Source organism: Actinomadura opuntiae, assembly GCF_030283205.1.
In the GTDB taxonomy this organism is placed as follows: Bacteria; Actinomycetota; Actinomycetes; order Streptosporangiales; family Streptosporangiaceae; genus Spirillospora.
Map to the genome: position 1 here is coordinate 1 of NZ_JASNWF010000005.1, position 20,823 is coordinate 20,823.

Consider the following 20,823-nt stretch of genomic DNA (forward strand, 5'->3'; position numbering starts at 1 on the left):
AATGCCGGGATCAGCGGTTCGGCAAGCTCCCACAACTCATCCGGCACGAGACGCAACGCAAGATCCGACGACACGATCCCGCATTATTCCGCAGGACGTACGCGGCCCACATGAGACACGTTCGTAGTCGTGCTCGTGCATCAGCGGGGCGAAGATGCGTCCCATGTCCGACGCGGTGGCGAGGGCCATGACCGCCTCCGATCTGGCTACAGCTGTTGCCAGAAAACTAGGTTCTGGCAACGGCTGTGTCAAGATTGCGGGGTGACCTCCCGTCGCTACGGCGGCGCCACGGCCGACCAGCGCCGCGCCGGACGCCGCGCCGCGCTCCTGGACGCCGCGCTCGACCTGCTCGGCACCGGCGGGCTCCAGGCCGCCACGCTGCGCGCCGTGTGCGCGCGGGCGGGCCTCAACCCGCGCTACTTCTACGAGAGCTTCACCGACCTGGACGCGCTGCTGACGGAGGTCTACGACCGGATCGCCGCCGAGACGGCGGACGCCGCGTCGCGAAGCGTCGCCGAGGCCGGCCCGGACGCCGATCTGCGCGCCACCGTCCGCGCCGCCGCGCTCGCGGTCCTGGACATCGGACGCGTCGACCCGCGCAAGGCCCGGGTGGCGCTGATCGAGGCGTCCGCGAGCCCGGTGCTGCGCGCGCGCAGGCACGCGACCCGCCGCCACTACGTCGACCTCGTCATCGGCTACGCGCGGACGTTCTACGACATCCCGCCCAGCGCGGACGCGCAACTCCAGTTCACCGCGACCATGCTCGTGGCCGGATGGAGCGAGAACCTCATCGCCTGGCTGGAAGGCGACCTGCGGACCACCGCGTCCGGGCTGGCCGACATGTTCGCCGACGCGGCCCAGGCCCTGGCCGCGTCCCACACCGGAAGCTCGGAGCACGCGCCTAAGGAATGCCGCGGGTTTCACGCGGGCCGGTAGGTGTCGCAGCCGCAGGGCCGACCCCGTCGGACTTTGATCTCTTCGTACTCGAACATGCTGATGGTCTCGGTGTAGAACGGCGCGACTTCCATTGTGCAGTGGCCTTGACCGGCCCAATGTTCTGCCCGCGAGTGCGTGCAGGCGCCGCATTTACTGCTGTACCACTCAGGTGGGATGTTGTTCCTACCTCCGGACCGGCGAGCGAGGCCGTACAACAGGACCAGAAGGACAGCCGCTCCCAGCGTGTAGGCGGGCGCGACTCGGAGCAATCCGGCCGCGATAATGGCCACGGAGGCGAGCAGGCCGAGCGCCAGGACCACTACCACGATGAACGCCAGCCGATAGAGCAGCCAGCCCAATGCCTCGTCGATCCGGCTCAGCCAACCGCGTGACGGCATGGGGTCCCCCGAACACCTCGCCAGCGCGACCAGCGTACGTGCCGGCGAGGATTTCCGGCGAGGCGTGTCACCGAGAGTTCACGCGGACGCCATTCGACGGGTCAGCCGGGGGGCTGGAGGCCGGACAGGTCGCGGGTGACGACGGAATTGCGGTCGGTCACGCGGTTCCCCAGAGAGAGCTGCGGCCAGAGCCCGGACAGTTCCTGGCGGCTGCGTTCGCTCCAAGCGCGGGCTTCGGGGCTGCGGGTCTTGTAGAAGTTCAGCGCGTAACCGCCGGTGTGGACGCGGAGCAGCGTGAAGCCGCCCGGATACTCCTTGACGGCCCCGACTTCCTGCTGGACGACCCGCGGCGCCAAGGGGAACACCGAGCGCTGGTTCCGGTGGGTGTGGCCCGCGTGGTGGAGGAAAACCCCAGGTGTGCGGGCGTAAGCGCCGAGGATACGGAGCGATTGGCCGGCGTCGAGGGAATGGGCGCCGGTGACGGACAGCGGGTCGTTCTCGGTGAAGAGCGGATGGTGCCCGAAGACGAGCGTGGGACGGTCGGGTTCCTTCTTCAACTCGGATTCGAACCAGGCCTGCTGCTCGGCCGAGAGCCCGCCCGAGTCGCCGCCGTCGCCGGGCTTGTCGTAGGTGTCGAGGCCGATGACGCGAAGACCGTTCAGATCGTGAGAGAAGTAGGTGCGGCCGGACGGAAAGAAGGCGTCCTGGAAGCAGTCGTTGCCCTGGTACTGGCCGACCGTGCAGGTGGAATAGGCGGCGCCTTCGTGGGCGCGGTCGTGATTGCCGCGGGCGACGAGATAGTCACCGTTGTAGGTGCCGAAGGTGTCGAGAATGCTTTTTGCGGCCCGCAGGTCGGCGGGAGCCGCTTCGCTCGATACATCGCCTGCGGCGAGAAGGTGGTCCGCGCCGCGCGCGTGGGCGTCCTCGATCAGCGCCTTCGCCATGATCTCGGGATAGGGCGCGTGTCCGGGGATCTGCGAGATGCCCTTGATCCAGGGAAGCCCGCCGACGAGTCCGGCGACCGTTTCGCCGAGGTGCAGGTCGTTGCAGAGCGCGACGGAGAAAAGGTGCCGGCCCGGCGGCGGCTGCGGTGTGGTGAAGGCGAACACATCGCCCTGCGGAACGCCCGCCGCCTGCCCGGCGGCGAGGCCCGTCGCGGCGGCGGTCCGGCCGTTCGAGCGCGCCTTGTAGTAATAGGTGCGGCCCGGTTCCAGACCGGTGAGCTCGACGTAGTGGTACGGGGTTCCCGAGGGGCCGTGAGCGGTCCGGGTGAGGCGGGACGGATGCGTCCCGTAGACCACTTCGGCGTCGGACGGGACGGGCTCCATCCGGCCCAGCCCGTCGTCGGTGCCCGCCGCGCCGGTGTACCAGGTGAGCACGGCGGACGTCTCGGTCAGCGTCACCAGTTCGAGGTTCACCGGGCGGACGTCGCCGGCGGCGCGCGCGGACGGCGGGTCGAGGGCGGGCAGCAGGCCCGCCCCCGCCACGATCGCGGTCCAGCGCAGCAGCTCGCGGCGGCCGGGGCGGCAGCAGATCATGATCGCCACGGTGGCACCCCGCCGCCCGCCCCGCCAGGCCCCTGACCGAACGTTCACCGGACCGCCGTCCACCGGCGGCGGGACGGGTCAGGTGGTGACGGCGGCGAGGCGTTCTTCGCGGAGGCGGCCGGCCCAGGAGTCGTCGATCGGCTGCAGGTCGCGGCCGACGGCCCAGCGCAGCAGCAGGTCGGCGAGGCCCGGGTTGCGGACGAGCGCCGGGCCGTGCATGTAGGTGCCGAGCACGCGGCCCGCGTAGGCGCCCTCGTAGCCGTCGCCGTTGCCGATGCCGTGCAGCACCTTCGCGAACGGGCGGGCGTTCGGGCCGAGCCGGGTGACGCCCTGGTGGTTCTCGAAGCCGGTGATGCGCGGGACGTTCAGCTCACCCGCGACGTCGCCGACGATCTCGCCGACGGCACGCTGCTCGCCGCGGCCGGAGGTGATGTCGAGCAGGCCGAGGCCGCGGACGGGCTGGCCCTCCTCGCCGCCGAACTCGTGGCCGAGCAGCTGGTAGCCGGCGCAGACCGCGAACACCACCGCGCCGGACTGCACGGCGCGGGCGAGGCCGCCGTCGCCGAGCAGCCGCTGCGCGGCGAGGATCTGCGGGCGGTCCTCGCCGCCGCCGAGCAGGTAGATGTCGCCGTCGGCGGGGACGGGCTCGTCCGAGCGCAGGTTCACGGTCTGGGTCGGGATGCCGCGCAGCGCCGCGCGCCGCTCCAGGACGATGGTGTTGCCCTGGTCACCGTAGGTGCTGAGCAGGTCCGGGTAGATCCAGACGATTTTGATGCGGTCAGACGACACGGCCGTACCTCGTTCGGATGCTCTGGAAGGCGGTGTAGTTGGCGATCACGTCCAGGTGCCCGGGCGGCACCGCCATCACGGCCTGGTCGATGTCGTCCACGACGGTGAACGCCACGTCGGCGGCCTCGAGGCGGGCGGCGAGGTCGATGCGGCGCTCGCCGCTGACCCAGACGGGACGCCCGCGCAGGATGCGGTAGTCGACGTCCCACAGCCAGGAGGTGTCGCGGCCGTCGGGGCCCTGCGCGTTGATCGACAGGGCGACGGGGCCGGGCGCGGGCTGTAGGACGTCGAACGCCTCCAGCCAGCCGGCCGGGTTCTTCGACAGCAGCAGCCGCAGCGTGCGGCCCTCGTGCTCGACGGTGGTGTAGCGGCCGGCGACCGACCGCACCTGCGACATCAGCGGCAGCGCCTGCTCGGGCGGGACGCCGAACTGGGCGACGACCGCGAGCGCGATCAGCGCGTTGGACCGGTTGGCGCGGCCCGGCAGCGACAGCTGGGAGAGCGAGAACGCGCGGCCGTCCGGGCCGGTGATCTGGTCGCCCTTGAGCGCCCAGTCGGGGCGGGGGCGCCGGAAGTGGCACTGCCGGCAGGCCCAGTCGCTGTCCTCGTCGGTGTCCTGCCGGTCGAGGGGGCCGCCGCACTCGGGGCAGCACCAGGAGTCCTCGCGCCAGTGCTGGCCCGCGGCGACCCACGTCACGCTCTTGGCGGACGACGCGCCCCAGGTGACGAGGGGGTCGTCGCAGTTGGCGATGACGTGGCTGTTGGGGGACGCCTCCAGCGCGCGCCGCCACTTGCCGGCCAGCAGCCAGATCTCGGCGGCGCGGTCCATCTGGTCGCGGCTGAGGTTCATCAGCGCGACGATGTTCGCGCCGGTCTCCCGCAGCACCATCGGGACGTACTTCTCGTCGCACTCCAGCACGCCGTAGCGGGCGGTGGGCGCGGACGCGAGCGCGGACACGTGCCCGGTGGGCATGTTCGCGCCGAACGCGTTGGTGGCGACCTCGCCCAGCGGGGTCATCGCCGAGGTGATCAGCCGGGTCGTCGTCGTCTTGCCGTTGGTGGCGGACACGAGGACGAGCTTGCGGTCCTTGGCGAGGCGGGTGAGCAGCTCCGGATCGAGACGCAGGCCGATCCGGCCGCCGATCACCGAGCCGTCCCCGCGGCCCGCCATCCGGGACATCTTGGCGGCCGTACGACCGAGCGCGACGGCCAGCTGCGAACGCAGCGGAAGATCGCTCATGGACTCCGTCTTCTCTGGATGTGCCTGTCTCGTTCAACCGCGCGGTCCTGCCGGGCGCGCCCTGAACCGCTCCGAGCCTAGCCGCTGCGCGCAGCGCTCGCGGCGCGCCGGGCCCGCCGGGGCGGCCGGTGTGCGCGGTTCTCCGGCGCTGCGGCGCCGCCCGCACTAAGATGTGATCAGCCTCACAGCGAACCCGGTAAACCACCGGCGGCAATCTTGACCGGCACCGAGATGTCGTGATTCGGTGCGACCCCGTTAGCGGTGAGTCCAGATTCCCATCCACGCGCCCTCGAACGACATCACCCACTACTTTTGTCGGGAGCCCTGCCGGCTTGCGGGGTTCCTCGGAGATGTGCGGGGGGCGCCCGCCCGAGCCGGCGGGCCGAGTTTCGCGAAGCGTGGCAAGCGGCGACAAGGCGAGGTCAGAGCGATGCAGTGTCCGACGTGCGGTTCTCACACGCCCGGGACGCTCGGCAAGTGTTCGAACTGCGACGCGCCCATCGACGTGTACTCGGTCGGGCCGCTGCCGGCGCCGGTGCGGGAGGGCTCCGCCGTCCTCGACGGCACCGCGGGGCTGGGCGGCGCCGCAGGTCACGGTGGCAGCGCGGGCCATGGCGGCGGTGCGGGCCATGGCGGCGGTGCGGGGCTCGACGAGAAGACCATGATGGTGCCGCCGCCGACGCCCGCGTGGGCGCCCGCCAGCCCGGCGCCCGGCGACCCGGAGTCCACCGCGACGTGGACGTTCGACCCGGACGCGGAGGGCTACACCCCCACCGGCGGCATGCCGGCGCTTCCCGCCGGGAACGGCACGGCGAACGGCGTTGCGAACGGTGCCGACGCCCCGCCGCCGCCCGCGTGGGCCGACCAGCCGGGCGCCAACAACGGGCAGGTGCAAGCGAACGGCCAGGCTCAAGCGAACGGCCAGGATCCAGCGAACGGCCAAGGGCAGGGCGTGAACGGCCAAGGGCAGCAGCCGGCGCTCGGTGCGCCGCCCGCGTCCGGTGCGCCCGCACTGCCGCCCGCCGGCGGTTTTCCCGGCGGCGGTTTCTCCGGCGGCGGTTTCTCCGGCGGCTCGCTCGCTCCGGAGGCGCCGCCGACGCCGGTCGAGTCGATCGTCCCGGACTCGTGGTTCGCCCAGCCGCGCAGGCCCGACCCGCAGGAGGCCGCGGAGGCGACCCAGATCTACGGGCAGCAGCAGCCGCAGCAGCCCGCCGGCCAGGCGTGGGGCGCGCCGCTGCCGGTCGCCGGCTCGCAGCCGCAGGGCGAGGCGACGATGCTCGACGCGGACGCGACGCAGCTCGCGCCCGGCCCGGCGGGCCCGCCGCCGTTCGACGGGCACACCCGGATGGACTTCGGCCCGGCCGGCGGCTTCGACCAGACCCGGATGGACGCGGGCGCCACGTCCGTCATGGGCGCTCCCCCGATGGGCCCCGGCGGCCCGGAAGGGTACGGCGCCCCGATGGGCCAGGGCATGCCCATGGGGCCGATGGGTCAGATGGGCCCGATGGGGCCCGGCGACCCCGGCCATCCGGGCTACCCGCCCCCGGCGCGCTCCGGCGGCGGGCCGAGCAAGCCGCTGCTGATCGGTGTCGCGGCCCTGGTCGCCGTGGCGCTCGTCGCGGTGGCGTTCGTCGTGTGGCCGTCCGGCGGCAAGAACAACGCGTCGCCGAAGGCGTCCGAGTCGTCCACCAAGCCGGTGTCGCAGAACGAGCCCAAGATCAGCCCGCAGGAGAGGAAGCAGGCCGAGGCGATGAGCGCGGTGCTGAACGCCAGCGTCGACGCCCGCCGCGTCCTCGCCGGGGCGCTCTCCCGGACCGGCAAGTGCAAGGACATGCCGGCCGCGATCCAGGGGTTCCAGCAGGCCGTCCAGCGGCGCCAGAACCAGTTGGACCGGACGCACAAGCTCCAGGTCGCCCAGCTGACCAAGGGCGAGCAGCTGCGGTCGTCGCTGGCCCAGGCGCTGCAGGCGTCGCTGCAGGTCGACCAGCTGCTGCTGAACTGGGCGCGGCAGAGCGCGGCGCACTGCCACGGCAGGCCGAAGCCGAACGCCGCGCACGTGCCGGGGCGCGCGCAGGGCGAGCTGCGCGCGACGCGGGCCAAGCAGCGGTTCGTCGCGCTGTGGAACCCGGTGGCGAAGAAGACCGGGCAGCCGGTGCGCAGCTGGCAGCGGGTGTGACCGCCGGGCGGCGGCGTGCCTGACGGCCGGGCGGGAGGGTGACCGTCCGATCACAACCGGGTTGCGACCCGTGGAGGGCCCATCCGCTCCGGGGGCGGGGGCAGTATCTTGTCACCGTTGCACCTCACGGGGTAAGGGGCTGTTATGCGGTGTCCGGGCTGCGGAAGCGACACCAATCCGGCTCTCCCCCGTTGCACACGCTGCAACGCGCCGGTGAGCCCGAACCCGTCCGAGGGTCCCGGCCATACCGTGGCCGCGGGTGAGGAGACCTCGCGCGACCCGTCCGCGGAGGACGAGACGACCCGCGACTACGGCGTCCCGCCCGCGTCCCCGGGCGACCTGTTCAGCAAGCCGTCCCCGGGCGCTCCGGGGGCCGCGCCGGGCGGTTTCGGCAGCGGCTACGGCGATCCGCTGCCGCCTCCCTGGATCCCGGTGCCCGACCCGCCGGAGGCCGGGACGTGGCAGGCCCCGCCCGACCACACCACGCCCATGCCGCCGTCCGGCGAGCACTCGACGCAGCTCGGGCAGGAACCGTGGGCCGAGCGGTCGACGCAGCTCGGGCCCGAGCCGTGGTCGGAGCCCGCGATCTGGCAGCCGCCGGCGCCCGCGAAGCGGAACGGCGCGATGTACTTCCTGGTCGCGGCCGGTGTGGTGCTGCTCGTCGTGATCGCGCTCGGCATCGTGTTCTGGCCGAGCGGGTCCGGCAAGCCGGCCCGGTCCGTCGCCGGTCCCGCGTCGTCGCCGACGGGGCAGACCGTCACGACCGAGGAGGAGAGCCCGACCGACTCCCCCACCGCGGACGCCTCACCCAGCGGCGACACGACGACGCAGGCCCGCGCGGTCGACGGGCTGCTGGAGGAGATGGGGCAGACCCGCTCCGAGCTCGGCACCGTCGTCGAGGAGGGCTGCACCATCGAGGGGCTGCAGCGCATCCGCGACGAGCGGCAGGGGCAGCTCGACCGGGCCAACGCCCTCGACGTGAGCGCGCTCGACAACGGCACCGCGATGAAGGACGCGCTCGTCCGGGCGCTGCGGGCGTCGGTCGAGTCGAACCAGCGCTACCTGGACGTCGCGCCGGGCTGCCCGTCCGACGACGACGTCGCGAGCGCCAACCAGGAGGCGACGGACGCCAAGAACGAGTTCATCGGCTACTGGGCGCCCATCGCCCAGCAGGTCGGCCTCCCCGCCCGCAACGGCGACAACATCTGACGACCGGCGCGTCGTAACAGAGACGCGTCAGCTGGGCCTTGGCGGCCTGTTCCTCCGCCAGGGGCCTGTTCAGCCGGTTGCGCCGAGGGCGGTGGTCAGGGCGTGGACGGCCTCGGCGAGCGCCGCGACACCCGAGACGCGGCGGGCCAGGCGGGCGAGGGCGCCGTTCATGCGCTCGGGGTCCGGGTCGTCCTCCTGCGCCTCCTCGCGGACGTCGGCGAGATCGCGGCGGGCCCGCCCGGCCTCGGGGAGGTCGCCGGCGTGCTGCTCCAGCAGCCGCTCGACGCGGGCGAGCGCCTCGGCGACGTCCGTGCCGGCGGCACCGACGATCTGCTGGTTCTGGGTGACGTGGTCGCCGCTGGCGACCTGGCCGGACACGTTGGCGTGCCCGCCGATGCTGATGCCCCGGTCTCCGTGCTGGGCCATGCCGTCCTCCGCGAGGTCAGGGGTTGATGCGGGTCTGCCGCTGGTCGACGGTGCGTCCGGAGGCGACCTGCCCGTGGACGGTGCCGCCGGTCATGATGACGCCCTGGTTCAGGATGGCGCCGGCCTGCGCGCGGTAGGCCGACACGTCGATGCCGCATTCGTCCGACAGGTAGTCGAGGACGGCCTCGTTCACCCGCCGCTCGATCAGCCGCATGTACTTGTCGACGTCCGTCTCCTGGACGAACGTCGCGAAGCCTTCCTCGGCGAACAGCTCGCGGACGCTGATCCGCGCGCCGTAGTCGTGCGAGGTCCTGCGCGCCGGGTTGCCGGACGAGGTCGCCGCGACGAGGCTGCGGGCCATCGTCCAGCAGGTGGTGAACATCCGCGGCCAGGCGAGCAGCGTGCCGGCCAGCACCGTCCGCCAGCTCTCGGTCAGCGTGCGGAACAGCAGGGTCACCGCGTCCCAGTCGGGCAGCCGGTCGACGATGCGGTACTCCTCCCGGACGGGCGGCAGGACCGTCGTGACGAACTGCCCGTAGAGCATGCGCCCCTCGACCGCGAGGTAGACGAACGCCGACAGCACGACGTCCTTCTCCTCGGCGGGCGCGACGGGCCGGCCGTCCGCCGCGTCGATCGCCTGGCCGTGTCCGGCGACGGTGACGCGCTGGTAGCAGCGCAGGTCGCCCTGCGGATGGCGCATCATCGCCTCGACCGCCTCGGGCGAGGCGACGGAGAACGGCACGCCGGCGGTCGCGTCGATCAGCGGGTGCCCCTGGAACCAGCGGCCGCTCACCGCGTCGACCGGGCGGGGCCGCTGCGGGCACCGGCCGCGGCCGACGATGTGGACGTCGCTGACCAGCCCGCTGATGCGCTCGTTCGGCGGAAGCGGGGACCGGTCCGCGGCGGGCCCGCCGGGACGCGGCGCGGGCGCCTCGTCCCGCATCTGGAGGATCTTGGCGCGGATGCGGTCGTGCATGGCGACCGCGTCCACCCGCCGCGGGCCGGGCTCGGTCGCGGCGCCGCCGGAGTCCGAGGCGGCCCCGTCGCCGTCGGGGGCGCGCGACCCGGACGCGGGACGGTCCAGCTCCAGCGCGATGGACCAGATGCGCGTCCAGGGCGCCGTCACGTCGCCCGCGCCGATGAAGGGGTTGCCGCCCGAGTAGAGCGTCACGTTGCCATGCTGCGCCGAGCGCACCCGGTCGATGACCAGCCGGACCCGTTCGCTGTAGGTGCGCGGCCCGGGACCGGTGGCGCCGGGCCCCAGGTCGCGAGCCAGGGTGTGGAAGACGACCGCGAGGTGGACGAACACGACCGTCGCCATCACGAGGAACAGCAGCATGATGGTCAGCAGCGCGTGGTCGGTCTGCAGCGAGTCGAGGAAGCCGGTGTTGTCCTGCTCCTCGTAGCCCTCGAAGCCCTGCTGCTGGTCCCGCAGCCCGAACAGGACCACCGGCAGCAGGCTCAGGGCCGCGAACCAGCCGAGCGCCAGCCGCCACCGCCACCGCAGCCGCCGCCACGGGACGTGCAGCAGCATCGTGACCAGGAGGTAGAGCGCGGCGACGGCCGGCACGAGCATCCAGGCCACGACGAACGCGACGATGATCGCCAGGTCGCGGGCGAGCCGGAACCGGCGGGCGCGCACGGCGTGCAGGATCACCGGGCCGAGGTCGAAGCCGAAGGACGGCACGACGGCGCGGTGCTCGTCGTCCAGGAACTCGGCGATGACCCGGTCGCAGAGCCGCTGGTCCAGGTAGACGGCGGCCGACAGGTAGCGGGTGGCGCTCTGCAGCGGCTGCCCGGCCGCGTCGGCGGCCTGCGGCGCGTGGCGGAAGAAGGGGTCCGGAGGGGTCCGCTGGTGCCCGCCGGTGTCCCGCAGGTGGCTCCGGTCGTCGATCTGCGGGTCCATGTGCCGCTTCCTCCGCGGGTGGGGCGGGCCGGTCCGACGGAAGAATCTAGCGGCGGAAGCGAGGATTGGGTGAGTTATCACCGAATCGTGATCGCATCGTCGCGGACGCCTCACGCATCGCCGGCGCCGTCCGGTTCCGGTTGGGATTCGGATTCGAGTTCGGGTTCGGGTTCGCGAGACAGGAACGGAAGGCCGGCGGACGGGTCGGCGAACGGCTCGACGAAGCGTTCCGGCCAGCTCAGCACGGGTTCCAGCCACGCCTCGGCCTGCATCATGCGCGCGGCGTGCTCGATCTGCTCCTCCTCGGGGAGGCCGATCGCGATGACGGCGAGGTCGGCGTAGAAGCCCGCGTGGTCGTCGTCGCCTTCGAGTGCGGTGAGGGCGAGCGGCCGGTTGCGGTCCAGTTCCATCGACAGCGGGTGGCGGCGCAGCGCGCGCAGCCGGTGGCCGAACCTCGGCTGCGGCGGCTGCTTGAGGCCGGGCAGCGGGTAGTCCAGCGGCGGGGCGGGCGCGTGCTTGTCGGGGACGCCCGCGCCGTAGGGGAACAGCCGGTCCAGCTCGTGCAGCCAGCGGAGCTGCGGGATCACCCAGGTCGGGCCGGGGGCCGCGCCCCCGGCGGCGCCGCCGAGGAGCTTCTGCGCGACCCCGGCGGCGGTGGCGGTCAGCTCCGACGGCGGGTACACGGTCCGCAGCGCCCACGACCGGCGGGTCACGGCGCGTTCCAGGACGGTCGCGAGCGCGCACTCGCGCAGCCGGGGCGCCAGCCGCGACCAGGCCCGTCCGAGCTCCGGCGGGACGGCGGGCACCGGCCGGTTCACCACGTGCGCGAGGACGAGGGTGTCGGCCCACAGCCGCAGCCACGCCCAGTCCGGATGGCCGGCGACGAGGTCGGCCTCGCGCAGCTCGTAGAGGGTGCAGGCGCGGCCCGACCGGCACTCGCAGCCGCACGCGGCCGAGCGGCGGCCGTCCACGGGCGGCGGCGGGCCGGGCAGCTCGGCCTCGCGCCCTTCACCGAGCGGGACACGGACGCGCAGCGGCCGGTCCATCCCGTCGGCGAACACCGCCGCGACGCCCGGCCGCAGTGACACCACCTCGCGGGACTGGTCGGCGTCCAGGTTCATCGCCGCGCCGACCTGGTGCCGGTCGTCGTGCGCGGGCAGCCGGTGCACGACCTTCAGCGCCGTGTTCTTGATCACATCCGGGACGAGCTTGGTCGGGATCTGCTCGGCGACGATGATGCCCTCGCCGTACGCGCGGATCTCGGCGAGCAGCCCGGCGAACAGCTCCACGGCGTGCGAGCTGCCGCGCTCGGGGCCGCGGTTGCGCAGCAGCCGGTGCGCCTCCTCGATCACGATGACGTGCCGCAGCGCCGGGCCGGTGGAGCGGTCGCGGCGCCGCTCGCGCATCCGCAGATGCTCGACGACCCGGATGATGAGCGTCCCCATGAGGAACGCCTTGTCCTCGTCGTTGGCGACGTCCTCGATGGCCAGCACGATGTTGTCGCGCAGCATCCCGCCGATGTCGGCCGGGTGGCCGCCCTCGAAGAACCGCCCGGCCGAGCCGATCCGCAGGGAGCGGAGCCGGACGTCCACGAACCCCTGCACGTCGGCCATCAGCTCGCGCCCGTACCCGACGTCCTGGATCACCTGGAGCGCCGCGTTCTGCAGCTGCTCCAGCGTCGGGACGGCCGGTTCGATCAGCGAGCCGGGGACGCCCGCGCCGGTCACCACGTCCCAGCCGTTGGTCTCGTAGACGCGCTGGAGCGCCTGCGCCATGATCTGCGGGAACGGCTCCTCGGCGTCGAACGCGGCCTGGAACAGCGCGCGGACCATGTCGATGTGCGCCTGCACCGGATAGCCGGGCTCGGGCGCGAGCGGGTTCACCGACAGCGGAACCGACGCCGGGTCGGACGGGTTCACGACCGTGACCGGGCCGCCGAGGTCCTCGATCCGGCCCGCCATCGCCGCGTACTCCGACTTCGCCGGCTCGATCGCCAGCCACGGCACGCCCGCGCGGGTCAGCTGCTCCAGCAGGTGCCGGACGGTCTGCGACTTGCCCGCCCCGGTCGCGCCCGTCACGAACACGTGCCGGTTGATCGTGGAGCGCGGGACGGTGAACGTGCCGACCTGCCGGTCCTGGCCGTCCAGGATCGCGCCGAGCTCGATCCGCGCCTCGGGGCGGGCCGGCGCCGCGTCGTCGGTCTCCGACGTCACGTCGAAGTACCCGGCGTCCAGGACGCGCAGGCCCGGCACCTCGCGGCGCGGCAGCCCGGCCAGCGCCGACAGCGCGCCGGCCGTCGCGACGAACGGGTAGCGCTGCTCCGGCTCGGCCGCCGGGCGCAGCGGCGCCGGCTCCGCGCCCGGCCGCAGCATCTCCTCGAACGTGCCGCTGCCGTGCCCGGACCGCAGCCGGTACGGGTGGTGCCCGAGCTCCATCGAGCCGACGAGCACCGGGGCGATCTGCCCGAGTTCGTCCTGCGTCGCGGCGCCCGCGACGACCCGCACCTTCCACAGCCCGGCCTCGCGGAACGCGTCGAGCTCGGCGAGCCGCTGGTCGGCGCGGGCGACGGCGAGCCGGGCCTGCTCGTCCTCGCCGCGCCGCAGCATCCGCAGCTCGTGGTGCAGCTCGCGCATCTCGGTGTCGATCAGCCGCTCGTCGCACGGCTCGGCGGCCACGAACCAGCCGAACGGCCGCTCCATCAGCGTGACCAGCGTCGCCTCGAACAGGCCGGGCCCGGCGTCGGCCGGGCCGGTCTGCGGGGCGAGCCGTCCGGGGCAGCGCGTCCAGGCCATCCGGGACGCCCGCCGCAGCCAGCCGTCGCCGATCCGGACGCCCCGGGCGCCGCTCGGGAACAGCAGGCCCTGCGCCTCGCCGTCCGGCCCCGGCGCGCCGATCGGCCCCGCGTTGGTGATCAGCTCCAGCGGCGCGCCGCCGCCCGCCGACAACCACCCGACCACGAACGGGCGGTTGCGGCGCGCCGCCGACAACGCGGCGGGCAGCACGCTGACGAAGTCCCATTCGGCGGACGCGCCCCGCTGCGGCGCCGGGATCGCCTGGATCCGGTACCAGGGCCCCGGCAGGACGACCGCCTCGCCGCGCCACTCGCCGCCAGCCCCGCGGCCCGTCCCGCCCGCGCCGCCCGCTCCGCTCGCGCCGCCCATCCGGGGCGGCGGGCCGGGCGGCACGCCCGCCCCCCGTCCGTACGGCGGCATACCGGGCGGCATGGAACCTGGGGGGTACGTCACCCGCCCATCCTTACCCGCGCCCCCGCCCCGCGCCACCGCCCGGCCCCACGTTGGTCAGGCGGGAGGGTCAGGGGGCGGGTCAGGCCGGGGGGTCGGCCTTGTGGCGGCCGTTGGGCTTCAGGGGCGGGACGATCCGCGGCGAGCGGGGCGCGGCGCCGCGCGGCAGCGCGTGCCGGGCGCGCGGCGCGGGCGGCGGCCCGGCGGGCGGCGCCTCCGGCCCGGAGTCCGCGGCGTCGCCGTCCGGTTCCCCATCGCGATCGTCGGTCTCCTCGCCGGCGGCGCGTTCGAGGGCCTCCTGCTCGCGCAGGTACTCCTCGAACTCCATCGAGTGCGCGGTCGGCAGCGTGATGATGCCCGGGTTGGCGTCCACCAGCATGATGCGGCGGCCCGTCGTGCCGGAATGGGTGAAGACCATGGCGGTCGGCGGCAGCTCCTGCAACTGCGGCGGCTCGACCAGCAGCTCGCGGAACCGCTGCTTCTCGGCGCGCCGGGCGGTGACCGTCCGCCCCCACGCGGTGGCCGAGCTGATGCCCTCGACCAGCACCGAGTCGTCGGCGGCGGGCGCGGGCAGCGGCGACCAGACCGGGTCGGTGAGCCCGTCCCCGCGCGGGCGCGCGTAGGCGACGGTGCTGGCGTAGCTCTCCCCCGCGACGTCGAACAGCGTCTCGCCCGCCGAGTCGGTGATCTCCGCGACCAGCAGCGGCTGGTCGGTGCCGATGTGCTCGGCGGCGACGCGGGCGTCCTCGGGGTTGCCGAGCCGCATGAACCCGACGGCGGCGTGCCCGCGGCGGCCGAGGCGCTCGCGGACGTGCCGCGGGATCGACCGGTACATCAGGACCAGGCCGGTCCCGGTGGCCTCGCAGGCGTCGATGAGCCGGTCCAGGACGTCGCCGCGCAGCTTCTCGGCGCCGCACAGGAACAGCGTGTGGTCCCAGCGGCCGCCGGGCGGCGACTCGCGGATGCGGTGCGTCAGCGCGGTCGTCACGTACGTGCCGAGGATCCGGTTGGTGAGGACGCCCGCGCGGCGGTCCATCGACACCACGTGCAGCCGGGACGGCGGCAGCCCCACCGGCTCGGTCGCGAGCTTCTCCAGCTTGCGCAGCTGCGCTTCGAGCGCCCACGCGCGGCGCACCACGATGCGGTCGGTGGCGTCCCGGCCGAACAGCGTCGCGACGCGTTCCAGCTGCTCGTCGGTGAGCAGGCCCTTGCGCAGGTCCTCGCGGGGATCGCCGACCTGGGCGAGGACGCGCAGCGCCGCGGTGATGCGCGGGATCGTCGCGTCCGGGCCGAGCACCTCGATCAGCCGTTCCAGGATCGAGTTGTCGAAGGACAGGTCGCGGGTGCCGCCCTCCTCCTCGCCGGCGCTGACGACCAGCGACAGCACGTCCGCCAGCGCCTCGGGGTTCAGCCCGCGGGTGACGTCCAGCCGCGGCAGGTCGGCGGGCAGCACCCAGACGAGCGGGTCGTCGCCGCGGTCGGCGGCCAGCCGCAGCAGGTCGTGCGCGACGGCGCCCTCCGACAGGTCGATGACGGTCAGCCGGGCGCCGACGGCCAGGCGCGCCGCGCCCATCGTGGTGACGGCGGCGGACCAGCCGGCGAGCGTCCCGCCGACCACGTCCACCCGGTCGACGCCGGGCGGGACCGCGACCGGGTACCACTCGCGCTGGCTCTCGTACGCGCGGTGCCGCCGCTCCCACTCGCGCCGGGCGTCGTCGTAGGCGCGCCGCGCCTCCTCGCGCTCGCGGTCGCGGGCGGCCCGCTCGCGCTCGCCGCGCTCCCGCTCGTCGGCCAGCCGCGCCCGGACGGCCCGCTCGTCGCGCCACAGCGCGCCGCCGGTGATGGCGAGGACGACCGCGCACGCCACCAGCGCCACGCCCGCGAACGCCCACGGCAGCATCCCGGCGACGGCGCAGGCCAGGAAGAGCCCGACGCCGGCGACGGCGCCGCCGGTCGCGATCCGCAGCGGGCGCGCCGTCATGTGCTCGGCGGGGCGCCGCACGGGCGGCCCGGCCGGCGGCCGCTCGGCCGGTTCGGGCAGGCCGGGGGGCGGCCCCGGGTCCGGGTGCACCTGCGCGTAGCGCCAGCCCACATAGACGCGGTCGGCCTGTGTGAGCCGCGCCATCGCGGACCCGCTCGCCATGTCCGTCACGTCGAGAGACCCCTGGGAGTCGCGGAACGGGGGGAACGCCTGGGGGTTGCCTGTCCTGTCGCCTCGGTTCGCCTACACCGCAAGAGTAAAGAGCCCGCCGGGGTCGCGTGTCACGTTCCGCGGAACATGACCCCGAAAGAGCGACACGAACCCCCATTTCGGTCACCCACCCAACCTGCACCGAACCCCGCGCACCCCCACCCCAATCTGGCCGGATGCGGCCACTGCGCCCCCCGGGCCGGCGGGCCCGGCTCAGGCCTCCGGCTCCGCCTTCGCCGGCAGGAACGCGTCCAGGGTCATCGTCCGGTGCGGATACTTCCAGTCCAGGCCGCCGAACGTGATGTACATGCCCTCCGGCCGGCCGGGCAGGAAGTAGTTGCCCGCCCACTGGTCCGGATTCGTCACCGGGGCGTCCGGCGGGAACTGGGCCCCGAGCGGCTCGTACTTCACGTCGGCGCCGAACATGGCGTAGGCCGCGGCGTCCACGAAGTTGGAATGGACGATGTCGCCGCGCAGATGGGTGCCCTTGAGCACGAGGCTGTGCACCCGGTCGCGCGCGAAGTACAGCGCGCTGAGGTCCTTCACGACCTGGCCGAAGGCGTGGGCCCCGTCGTGGTGGATCATGGCGCGCACCGGGTTCTCCTCCAGCAGCACCCTCTCCACGTAGGTGGGCAGGTCGCCGTGGAACATGCGGACCCGCTGCATGGCGCCCGGGAAGATGCGGCGCAGCCGCTCGTAGGTGAACTGCAGGTAGGCGTGGTTGGCGTCGACGAGGTCCAGCTCCAGGCCCATCGGCTCGACGCACCCGGCCAGCACGACCGACGAGCCGCCCATGAAGACGCCGAGGTCGACGACCCTCGTCAGCTCCTGGTGGTGGGCCTCGGCGCGGCCGAACAGGTCGAAGTAGTGCTTGGCGCTGGCCTGGTCCTCGTAGGCGAGGCTCGCGGCACCGACCCTCGCGGCGATGCGGTCGAACACGGTGTTGTGGCCCGCGAACGCCTCCAGGTCGGCCCGATGCCCGCTGAGGATGGGGATGCCCAGGATCTCGTGCAGGTTCTCCGCGTCGACCAGCGCCGGATCCTGTTCGAGGAACGTCCCCCAGGTCTCGAGGTGCATGGCGACGGTCGTGACGTAGTCGTTGCCCGCCGGCCCCTTCGGGCGTTCCACCGCGCGCGTCCGGGACGGCGACCCGGCGGTGGCCCGGTCGAGCTCGGCCCGCAGCTGCTCGATCTTCTGCTGCTGGACGGCGATCGTCTCGGCCAGCCGGTTCGCGTCGTCCGCGCGCGACACCGCCTCGTACTGCAGTTGCAGCACCCGGGAGTACAGCGCGATGCGGTTGTTCTCCATGGCGGCCACGAGCGAGGAGGACGTGAACGGGCGCAGCGCCTCGAAGATCCGGTCCGCGCCCGGCGCCTCCTCCCGGACCAGCACGCCGAACCCGAACACCGCGGGAACGATCTCCAGCCGCCACCCGCCGTCGCCGGCGGCCATCGCGTCCTCGACGGCCGTGAGGACCCCGTTGCGCTCGCCGCCGGCGTGCGTCGCGGCGGTGAAGGCCCCGCGGCCGACGAACCCGGCCGGGGTGACGTCGTCGTGCCAGACCGTCGGGCCGTCGGCCGTCGCCGGATGCACGTCCTCCGGCTGCAGGGTGGACGGCTGGTAGTAGAAGTCGCGGCGGCCCGACGGCCACAGCACGTCATGGAGGACGACCACCGCGTCGGGGGCGTTCTTCATGATCCAGTCGAGCTCCGCGCGGACGACCGTGTAGTTGTGGTCGCCGTCCAGCACGTAGAGGTCGGCGGCGGGCAGGCCGTCCAGCGCCGCCGGGGAGTGCCCCTCGACCAGCGTGAGCCGGGGGTCGGCGTCCAGGACCGCCCGCAGGTCGTCGTCCGGGCTCGGCTCGACGCAGTACACGGTGGCGCCGAGGTCGGCGTACACCGAGCTGACCTGGCCGGACTCCACCCCGACCTCGACCACGGTGCCGATCTCGCGGCAGCCGAAGACGGCCGCGAACAGCTCCCGGAACACCGACATCGAATGCAGCAGCAGCGGCAGCTCGCGGGCCGCCCGGGCCTGCCGGTGCGGATCCTCGCGGGATCCGGTCATCTCCTCGCCGTGCTCACGAACCATCGCCGAGCTTCCTCCTGGCCACTCGTCCCGCGCCGGCCGCGACGCCCTTGACCCCCGCCGCGCGGTACTCCTCGCGGAGCCGGTCGGTGATCCGGGCGGTCCTCGCGGCGCGGGCGGCCTTCCTGTCGACGGGCATCCGCGGCGCCATGCCCGTCATCGACTGCGGCAGCATCGCGAACGCGACGGTGATCTGCCCGGACGACACCACCGGCGCCCCGGCACGGCGGGCGAGCGGCAGCCACACCGCCGCGTAGGCGGTGTCGAACTCCATCAGGTTGCCGCCGAGGTAGCGGCAGTCGGCATAGTGCAGGCCGACGAAGTCCTCGGGCTTGTCCCAGCGCAGCACCTGCTCGTGGCGGCGCCCGCCGGCGATGACCCGGGCCTCGATCCAGTCGACCCGCACTATCGCGGGCCGGCCCGGAACGGCCAGGGAGATGTCGACCGTGTCGTGGTGCTCGAAGGCGAACCGCGCGAACGACAGCCCGTTGTGGTTGATCCGGACCCGGCGCCGGATGGGCTCGTGCCACCGGTCGTCCGACGTCCGGTACCGCAGCCGCGTCTCGTAGCGCTCGCCGGACGGGTCGAAGGCCGCGGCGCGGATCGCCCCGTCCGCGATGGCCCGGGCCGCGGCGCCGAGCCCGGTGTCGGACGCGGCGAGCAGCGCGGGCCAGAACGAGTCCCGCATGTGCAGGTCCTCGAGGTCGCCCGGGGACAGGTAGGGGATCGCGGGCTTCAGGTCGGCGGGCAGCAGCGTGGTGACCAGCGTGGACCCGAAGTTGTCCTCGTGCACCCAGTTGCCGAAGACGGCGGCCTCGTCGGGGGTGGGCGACTGCAGCGCCGAGATGAGGATCCGCGCCAGCCGGTCGCGGGCCGCCGGCAGCGTGAGGCTCGGCCAGGCACCCTCGGAGAGGGTGACGTACCGGTTCCACATGCGCTGGAACGCCAGGATGCCGTCCTGGACGGTCCGGCGCTCGGCGTTCTGCGACGGCGAGTCGGCGGAGTCCCCGAGGACGGGGCCGCCCTCGTCGGTGAAGCCGATCAGCGACCCGCACAGCGCGTTCACGCACTGCTCCACGACCTCGGGGCTGCGGGTGACGGTCGCGGCGACCGCGGCGGGATGCCCGGCCTGCGCCAGGTAGCCCTCGGCGCGCAGGCCGGCCAGGTACAGCCGCTCGGCCCGGTTGTCGGTGGCGAGGTAGAGGCCGGACGGCACGATGTCGATGCCGGCGATCTCCAGGACCCGGGCGAGCTGGCGCTGGATCGTCCCGCCCCAGCCGAGGTCGACCAGGGTCAGCTCGGTGCCGTCGAGCGCCCCCGCCTCCCGCAGCGACCGGAGCAGGCGCTCGCGCGCGGCGGTGACCGTGACCGCGAGCCGGTTGCACAGGTGCGGCGTCTCGGTCAGCGCCTTGCTGACCCGGTCGGCGATGTCGCCGTTGTCGACGACGGTGTCCAGCTCGGTCGCGAGCCCGGGCACGTCGCCGGGCTGCAGTTCCAGGACGGCCAGCGCCTGCCGGACGGTCAGCTGGTAGCCGCTGCGGACGAACGCGTGCACCGCGTCGGTGTCGAAGGGGTCGAGGCCGGCCAGCGACGTCACGAACCGCGACAGCCAGACCGGCCTGGCCTCCAGGTCCCAGCCGCGGGCCCGCGCGGCGTCGTTGATCAGCTTGGAGAGCAGCTCGCCCTCTCGCATCGGGCACCACAGCATCCGGGTGCCGTTCTCGACGGCCCGCTCGGCGATCCACTCGGCGAACCCGGTCAGCACCGGGCCGAGCACGCCGGCCCCGTAGCGCCAGGCCGTCTCCAGCGCCGAGGTGGCGAACGGGCCGCCGGCGTGCACCGTCTTGGCCCGCAGGCTCGTCAGCCCGAGGTCGCCGTGCCGCTCGTCCAGGTCGGGGGCGTGCTCGCCGGCCGGGCGGAGCGGCTCGTGCTCGCGCTCGAGGACCTGCGTGTAGGGCTCGTCCAGCCGGAGGTAGCGGACCGTCCGCACGCCGAGTTCGGCCGGCACCTCGTCGTCGGCGACCTCGTTGTCGCCGATGTGCACGATCTGCTCGGGGCTGCGGCCGAGGTCGCGCAGCACGATGTCCCACAGGCCGGACGCCTTGTCGGTGCCGTGCTGGTTGGAGCGGAAGATCCGGACGTCCTCCATCGGGCCGAGCTCCGGCCGGTCCAGCAGGTGCGCGAGCTGGTCCTCGGTGAAGTAGGTGTCGGAGACCAGCACGACGTCGATGTCCTGCTTGCGCGCGGCCTTGACGACCTCGGCGACGTCCAGGTCCACCACGGTGATCTCGCGTTCGAGGCGCAGCTCGGCGGCGACGAGCTGGTCCAGGGACGCCGAGCCGAACACCCCGGCCGGCATGGCCCGCCAGATGTCGAAGAGCGAGACCTCGGTGCCGAGGGTGTCGCGGTTGCGGCGGGCCGCCTCCTCGGCGCCGATCCGCATCCGCCGGAACGTCGCGTCGGTCACCCACGGCGGGCACAGGCCCGCCTCCCGCAGCCGGGCGCCGAGCAGCGCGAAGGCGTCGGTGGGACGGGGCACGCGGCGCCAGAGCACGGTGTCGAAGATGTCCAGGGACAGGACGGAGCAGGTCCCGTCGGCGACGATCCGGTAGACCTTGTCGAGCAGTGGGTGACCGGCTTCGTTCGCGCTCATCGCCGCTTCCCTTCCATGGATT

The 20,823-nt window shown here is 73.8% G+C and carries 13 protein-coding genes; 3 read left to right on the forward strand and 10 right to left on the reverse strand.

Features of this window, described 5'->3' with window-relative positions; translation table 11 throughout:
• Positions 1-261: 261 nt before the first annotated feature.
• Positions 262-936 carry a TetR/AcrR family transcriptional regulator gene (locus QP089_RS11300; protein WP_285911474.1) on the forward strand — a complete coding sequence of 225 codons (675 nt, stop codon included), beginning with the start codon at positions 262-264 and terminating at the stop codon, positions 934-936.
• On the opposite strand, the gene QP089_RS11305 is transcribed toward QP089_RS11300, so the two are convergent.
• The 4 genes from QP089_RS11305 to QP089_RS11320 all read right to left on the reverse strand — a co-directional run bounded on the left by QP089_RS11305 (position 921) and on the right by QP089_RS11320 (position 4,910).
• Positions 921-1,334: a hypothetical protein gene (locus tag QP089_RS11305; RefSeq protein ID WP_285911475.1), complete on the reverse strand. Its 414-nt coding sequence runs from the start codon at positions 1,332-1,334 to the stop codon at positions 921-923. The genes QP089_RS11300 and QP089_RS11305 overlap by 16 nt on opposite strands.
• Positions 1,335-1,435: 101 nt before the next feature.
• Positions 1,436-2,872, reverse strand: coding sequence for a purple acid phosphatase family protein (locus tag QP089_RS11310; protein ID WP_285911984.1), 1,437 nt, complete (start codon positions 2,870-2,872; stop codon positions 1,436-1,438).
• Positions 2,873-2,959: 87 nt separating this feature from the next.
• Positions 2,960-3,670, reverse strand: a complete 711-nt coding sequence (locus QP089_RS11315; protein WP_285911476.1) for a type 1 glutamine amidotransferase — start codon at positions 3,668-3,670, stop codon at positions 2,960-2,962.
• Complete coding sequence (locus QP089_RS11320; RefSeq protein WP_285911477.1) at positions 3,660-4,910, reverse strand: Mur ligase family protein; 1,251 nt, start codon at positions 4,908-4,910, stop codon at positions 3,660-3,662. Before QP089_RS11320 ends, QP089_RS11315 begins: the two co-directional genes overlap by 11 nt.
• A 430-nt stretch (positions 4,911-5,340) precedes the next feature.
• On the opposite strand from QP089_RS11320, the gene QP089_RS11325 reads away from it, so the two are divergent.
• Positions 5,341-7,086, forward strand: coding sequence for a hypothetical protein (locus QP089_RS11325; protein ID WP_285911478.1), 1,746 nt, complete (start codon positions 5,341-5,343; stop codon positions 7,084-7,086).
• 249 nt (positions 7,087-7,335) lie between these two features.
• Complete coding sequence (locus tag QP089_RS11330) at positions 7,336-8,295, forward strand: hypothetical protein (RefSeq protein ID WP_285911479.1); 960 nt, start codon at positions 7,336-7,338, stop codon at positions 8,293-8,295.
• A 69-nt stretch (positions 8,296-8,364) separates the two neighbouring features.
• On the opposite strand, the gene QP089_RS11335 is transcribed toward QP089_RS11330, so the two are convergent.
• From QP089_RS11335 to QP089_RS11360, 6 genes are all read right to left on the reverse strand, one after another.
• A complete protein-coding gene (locus QP089_RS11335; RefSeq protein ID WP_285911480.1) occupies positions 8,365-8,721 on the reverse strand; it encodes a DUF5955 family protein in 357 nt (118 codons plus the stop codon).
• Positions 8,722-8,737: 16 nt separating this feature from the next.
• Positions 8,738-10,627, reverse strand: coding sequence for an AbeC-like domain-containing protein (locus tag QP089_RS11340; protein WP_285911481.1), 1,890 nt, complete (start codon positions 10,625-10,627; stop codon positions 8,738-8,740).
• 110 nt (positions 10,628-10,737) lie between these two features.
• A complete protein-coding gene (locus QP089_RS11345; RefSeq protein WP_285911482.1) occupies positions 10,738-13,872 on the reverse strand; it encodes an ATP-binding protein in 3,135 nt (1,044 codons plus the stop codon).
• A 79-nt stretch (positions 13,873-13,951) separates the two neighbouring features.
• The gene (locus tag QP089_RS11350; protein WP_285911483.1) at positions 13,952-16,012 is read right to left on the reverse strand and encodes a hypothetical protein; all 2,061 of its coding nucleotides are present in this window, start codon (positions 16,010-16,012) and stop codon (positions 13,952-13,954) included.
• 261 nt (positions 16,013-16,273) lie between these two features.
• Entirely contained in the window at positions 16,274-18,151 is a 1,878-nt protein-coding gene (locus QP089_RS11355; protein ID WP_285911484.1) for a class I SAM-dependent methyltransferase, read from the reverse strand.
• Positions 18,141-20,801 (reverse strand): HAD family hydrolase, encoded by a 2,661-nt coding sequence (locus QP089_RS11360; RefSeq protein ID WP_285911485.1) that lies wholly within the window; start codon positions 20,799-20,801, stop codon positions 18,141-18,143. Before QP089_RS11360 ends, QP089_RS11355 begins: the two co-directional genes overlap by 11 nt.
• Positions 20,802-20,823 lie beyond the last annotated feature (22 nt).

Bases quoted from the DNA above. Each gene is read 5' to 3' on its own strand.
- QP089_RS11305 (WP_285911475.1), bottom strand. From the start codon at position 1,334: ATGCCGTCACGCGGTTGGCTGAGCCGGATCGACGAGGCATTGGGCTGG.
- QP089_RS11310 (WP_285911984.1), bottom strand. From the start codon at position 2,872: ATGATCTGCTGCCGCCCCGGCCGCCGCGAGCTGCTGCGCTGGACCGCG.
- QP089_RS11320 (WP_285911477.1), bottom strand. From the start codon at position 4,910: ATGAGCGATCTTCCGCTGCGTTCGCAGCTGGCCGTCGCGCTCGGTCGT.
- QP089_RS11325 (WP_285911478.1), top strand. From the start codon at position 5,341: ATGCAGTGTCCGACGTGCGGTTCTCACACGCCCGGGACGCTCGGCAAG.
- QP089_RS11335 (WP_285911480.1), bottom strand. From the start codon at position 8,721: ATGGCCCAGCACGGAGACCGGGGCATCAGCATCGGCGGGCACGCCAAC.
- QP089_RS11340 (WP_285911481.1), bottom strand. From the start codon at position 10,627: ATGGACCCGCAGATCGACGACCGGAGCCACCTGCGGGACACCGGCGGG.
- QP089_RS11350 (WP_285911483.1), bottom strand. From the start codon at position 16,012: ATGGCGAGCGGGTCCGCGATGGCGCGGCTCACACAGGCCGACCGCGTC.
- QP089_RS11355 (WP_285911484.1), bottom strand. From the start codon at position 18,151: ATGGTTCGTGAGCACGGCGAGGAGATGACCGGATCCCGCGAGGATCCG.
- QP089_RS11360 (WP_285911485.1), bottom strand. From the start codon at position 20,801: ATGAGCGCGAACGAAGCCGGTCACCCACTGCTCGACAAGGTCTACCGG.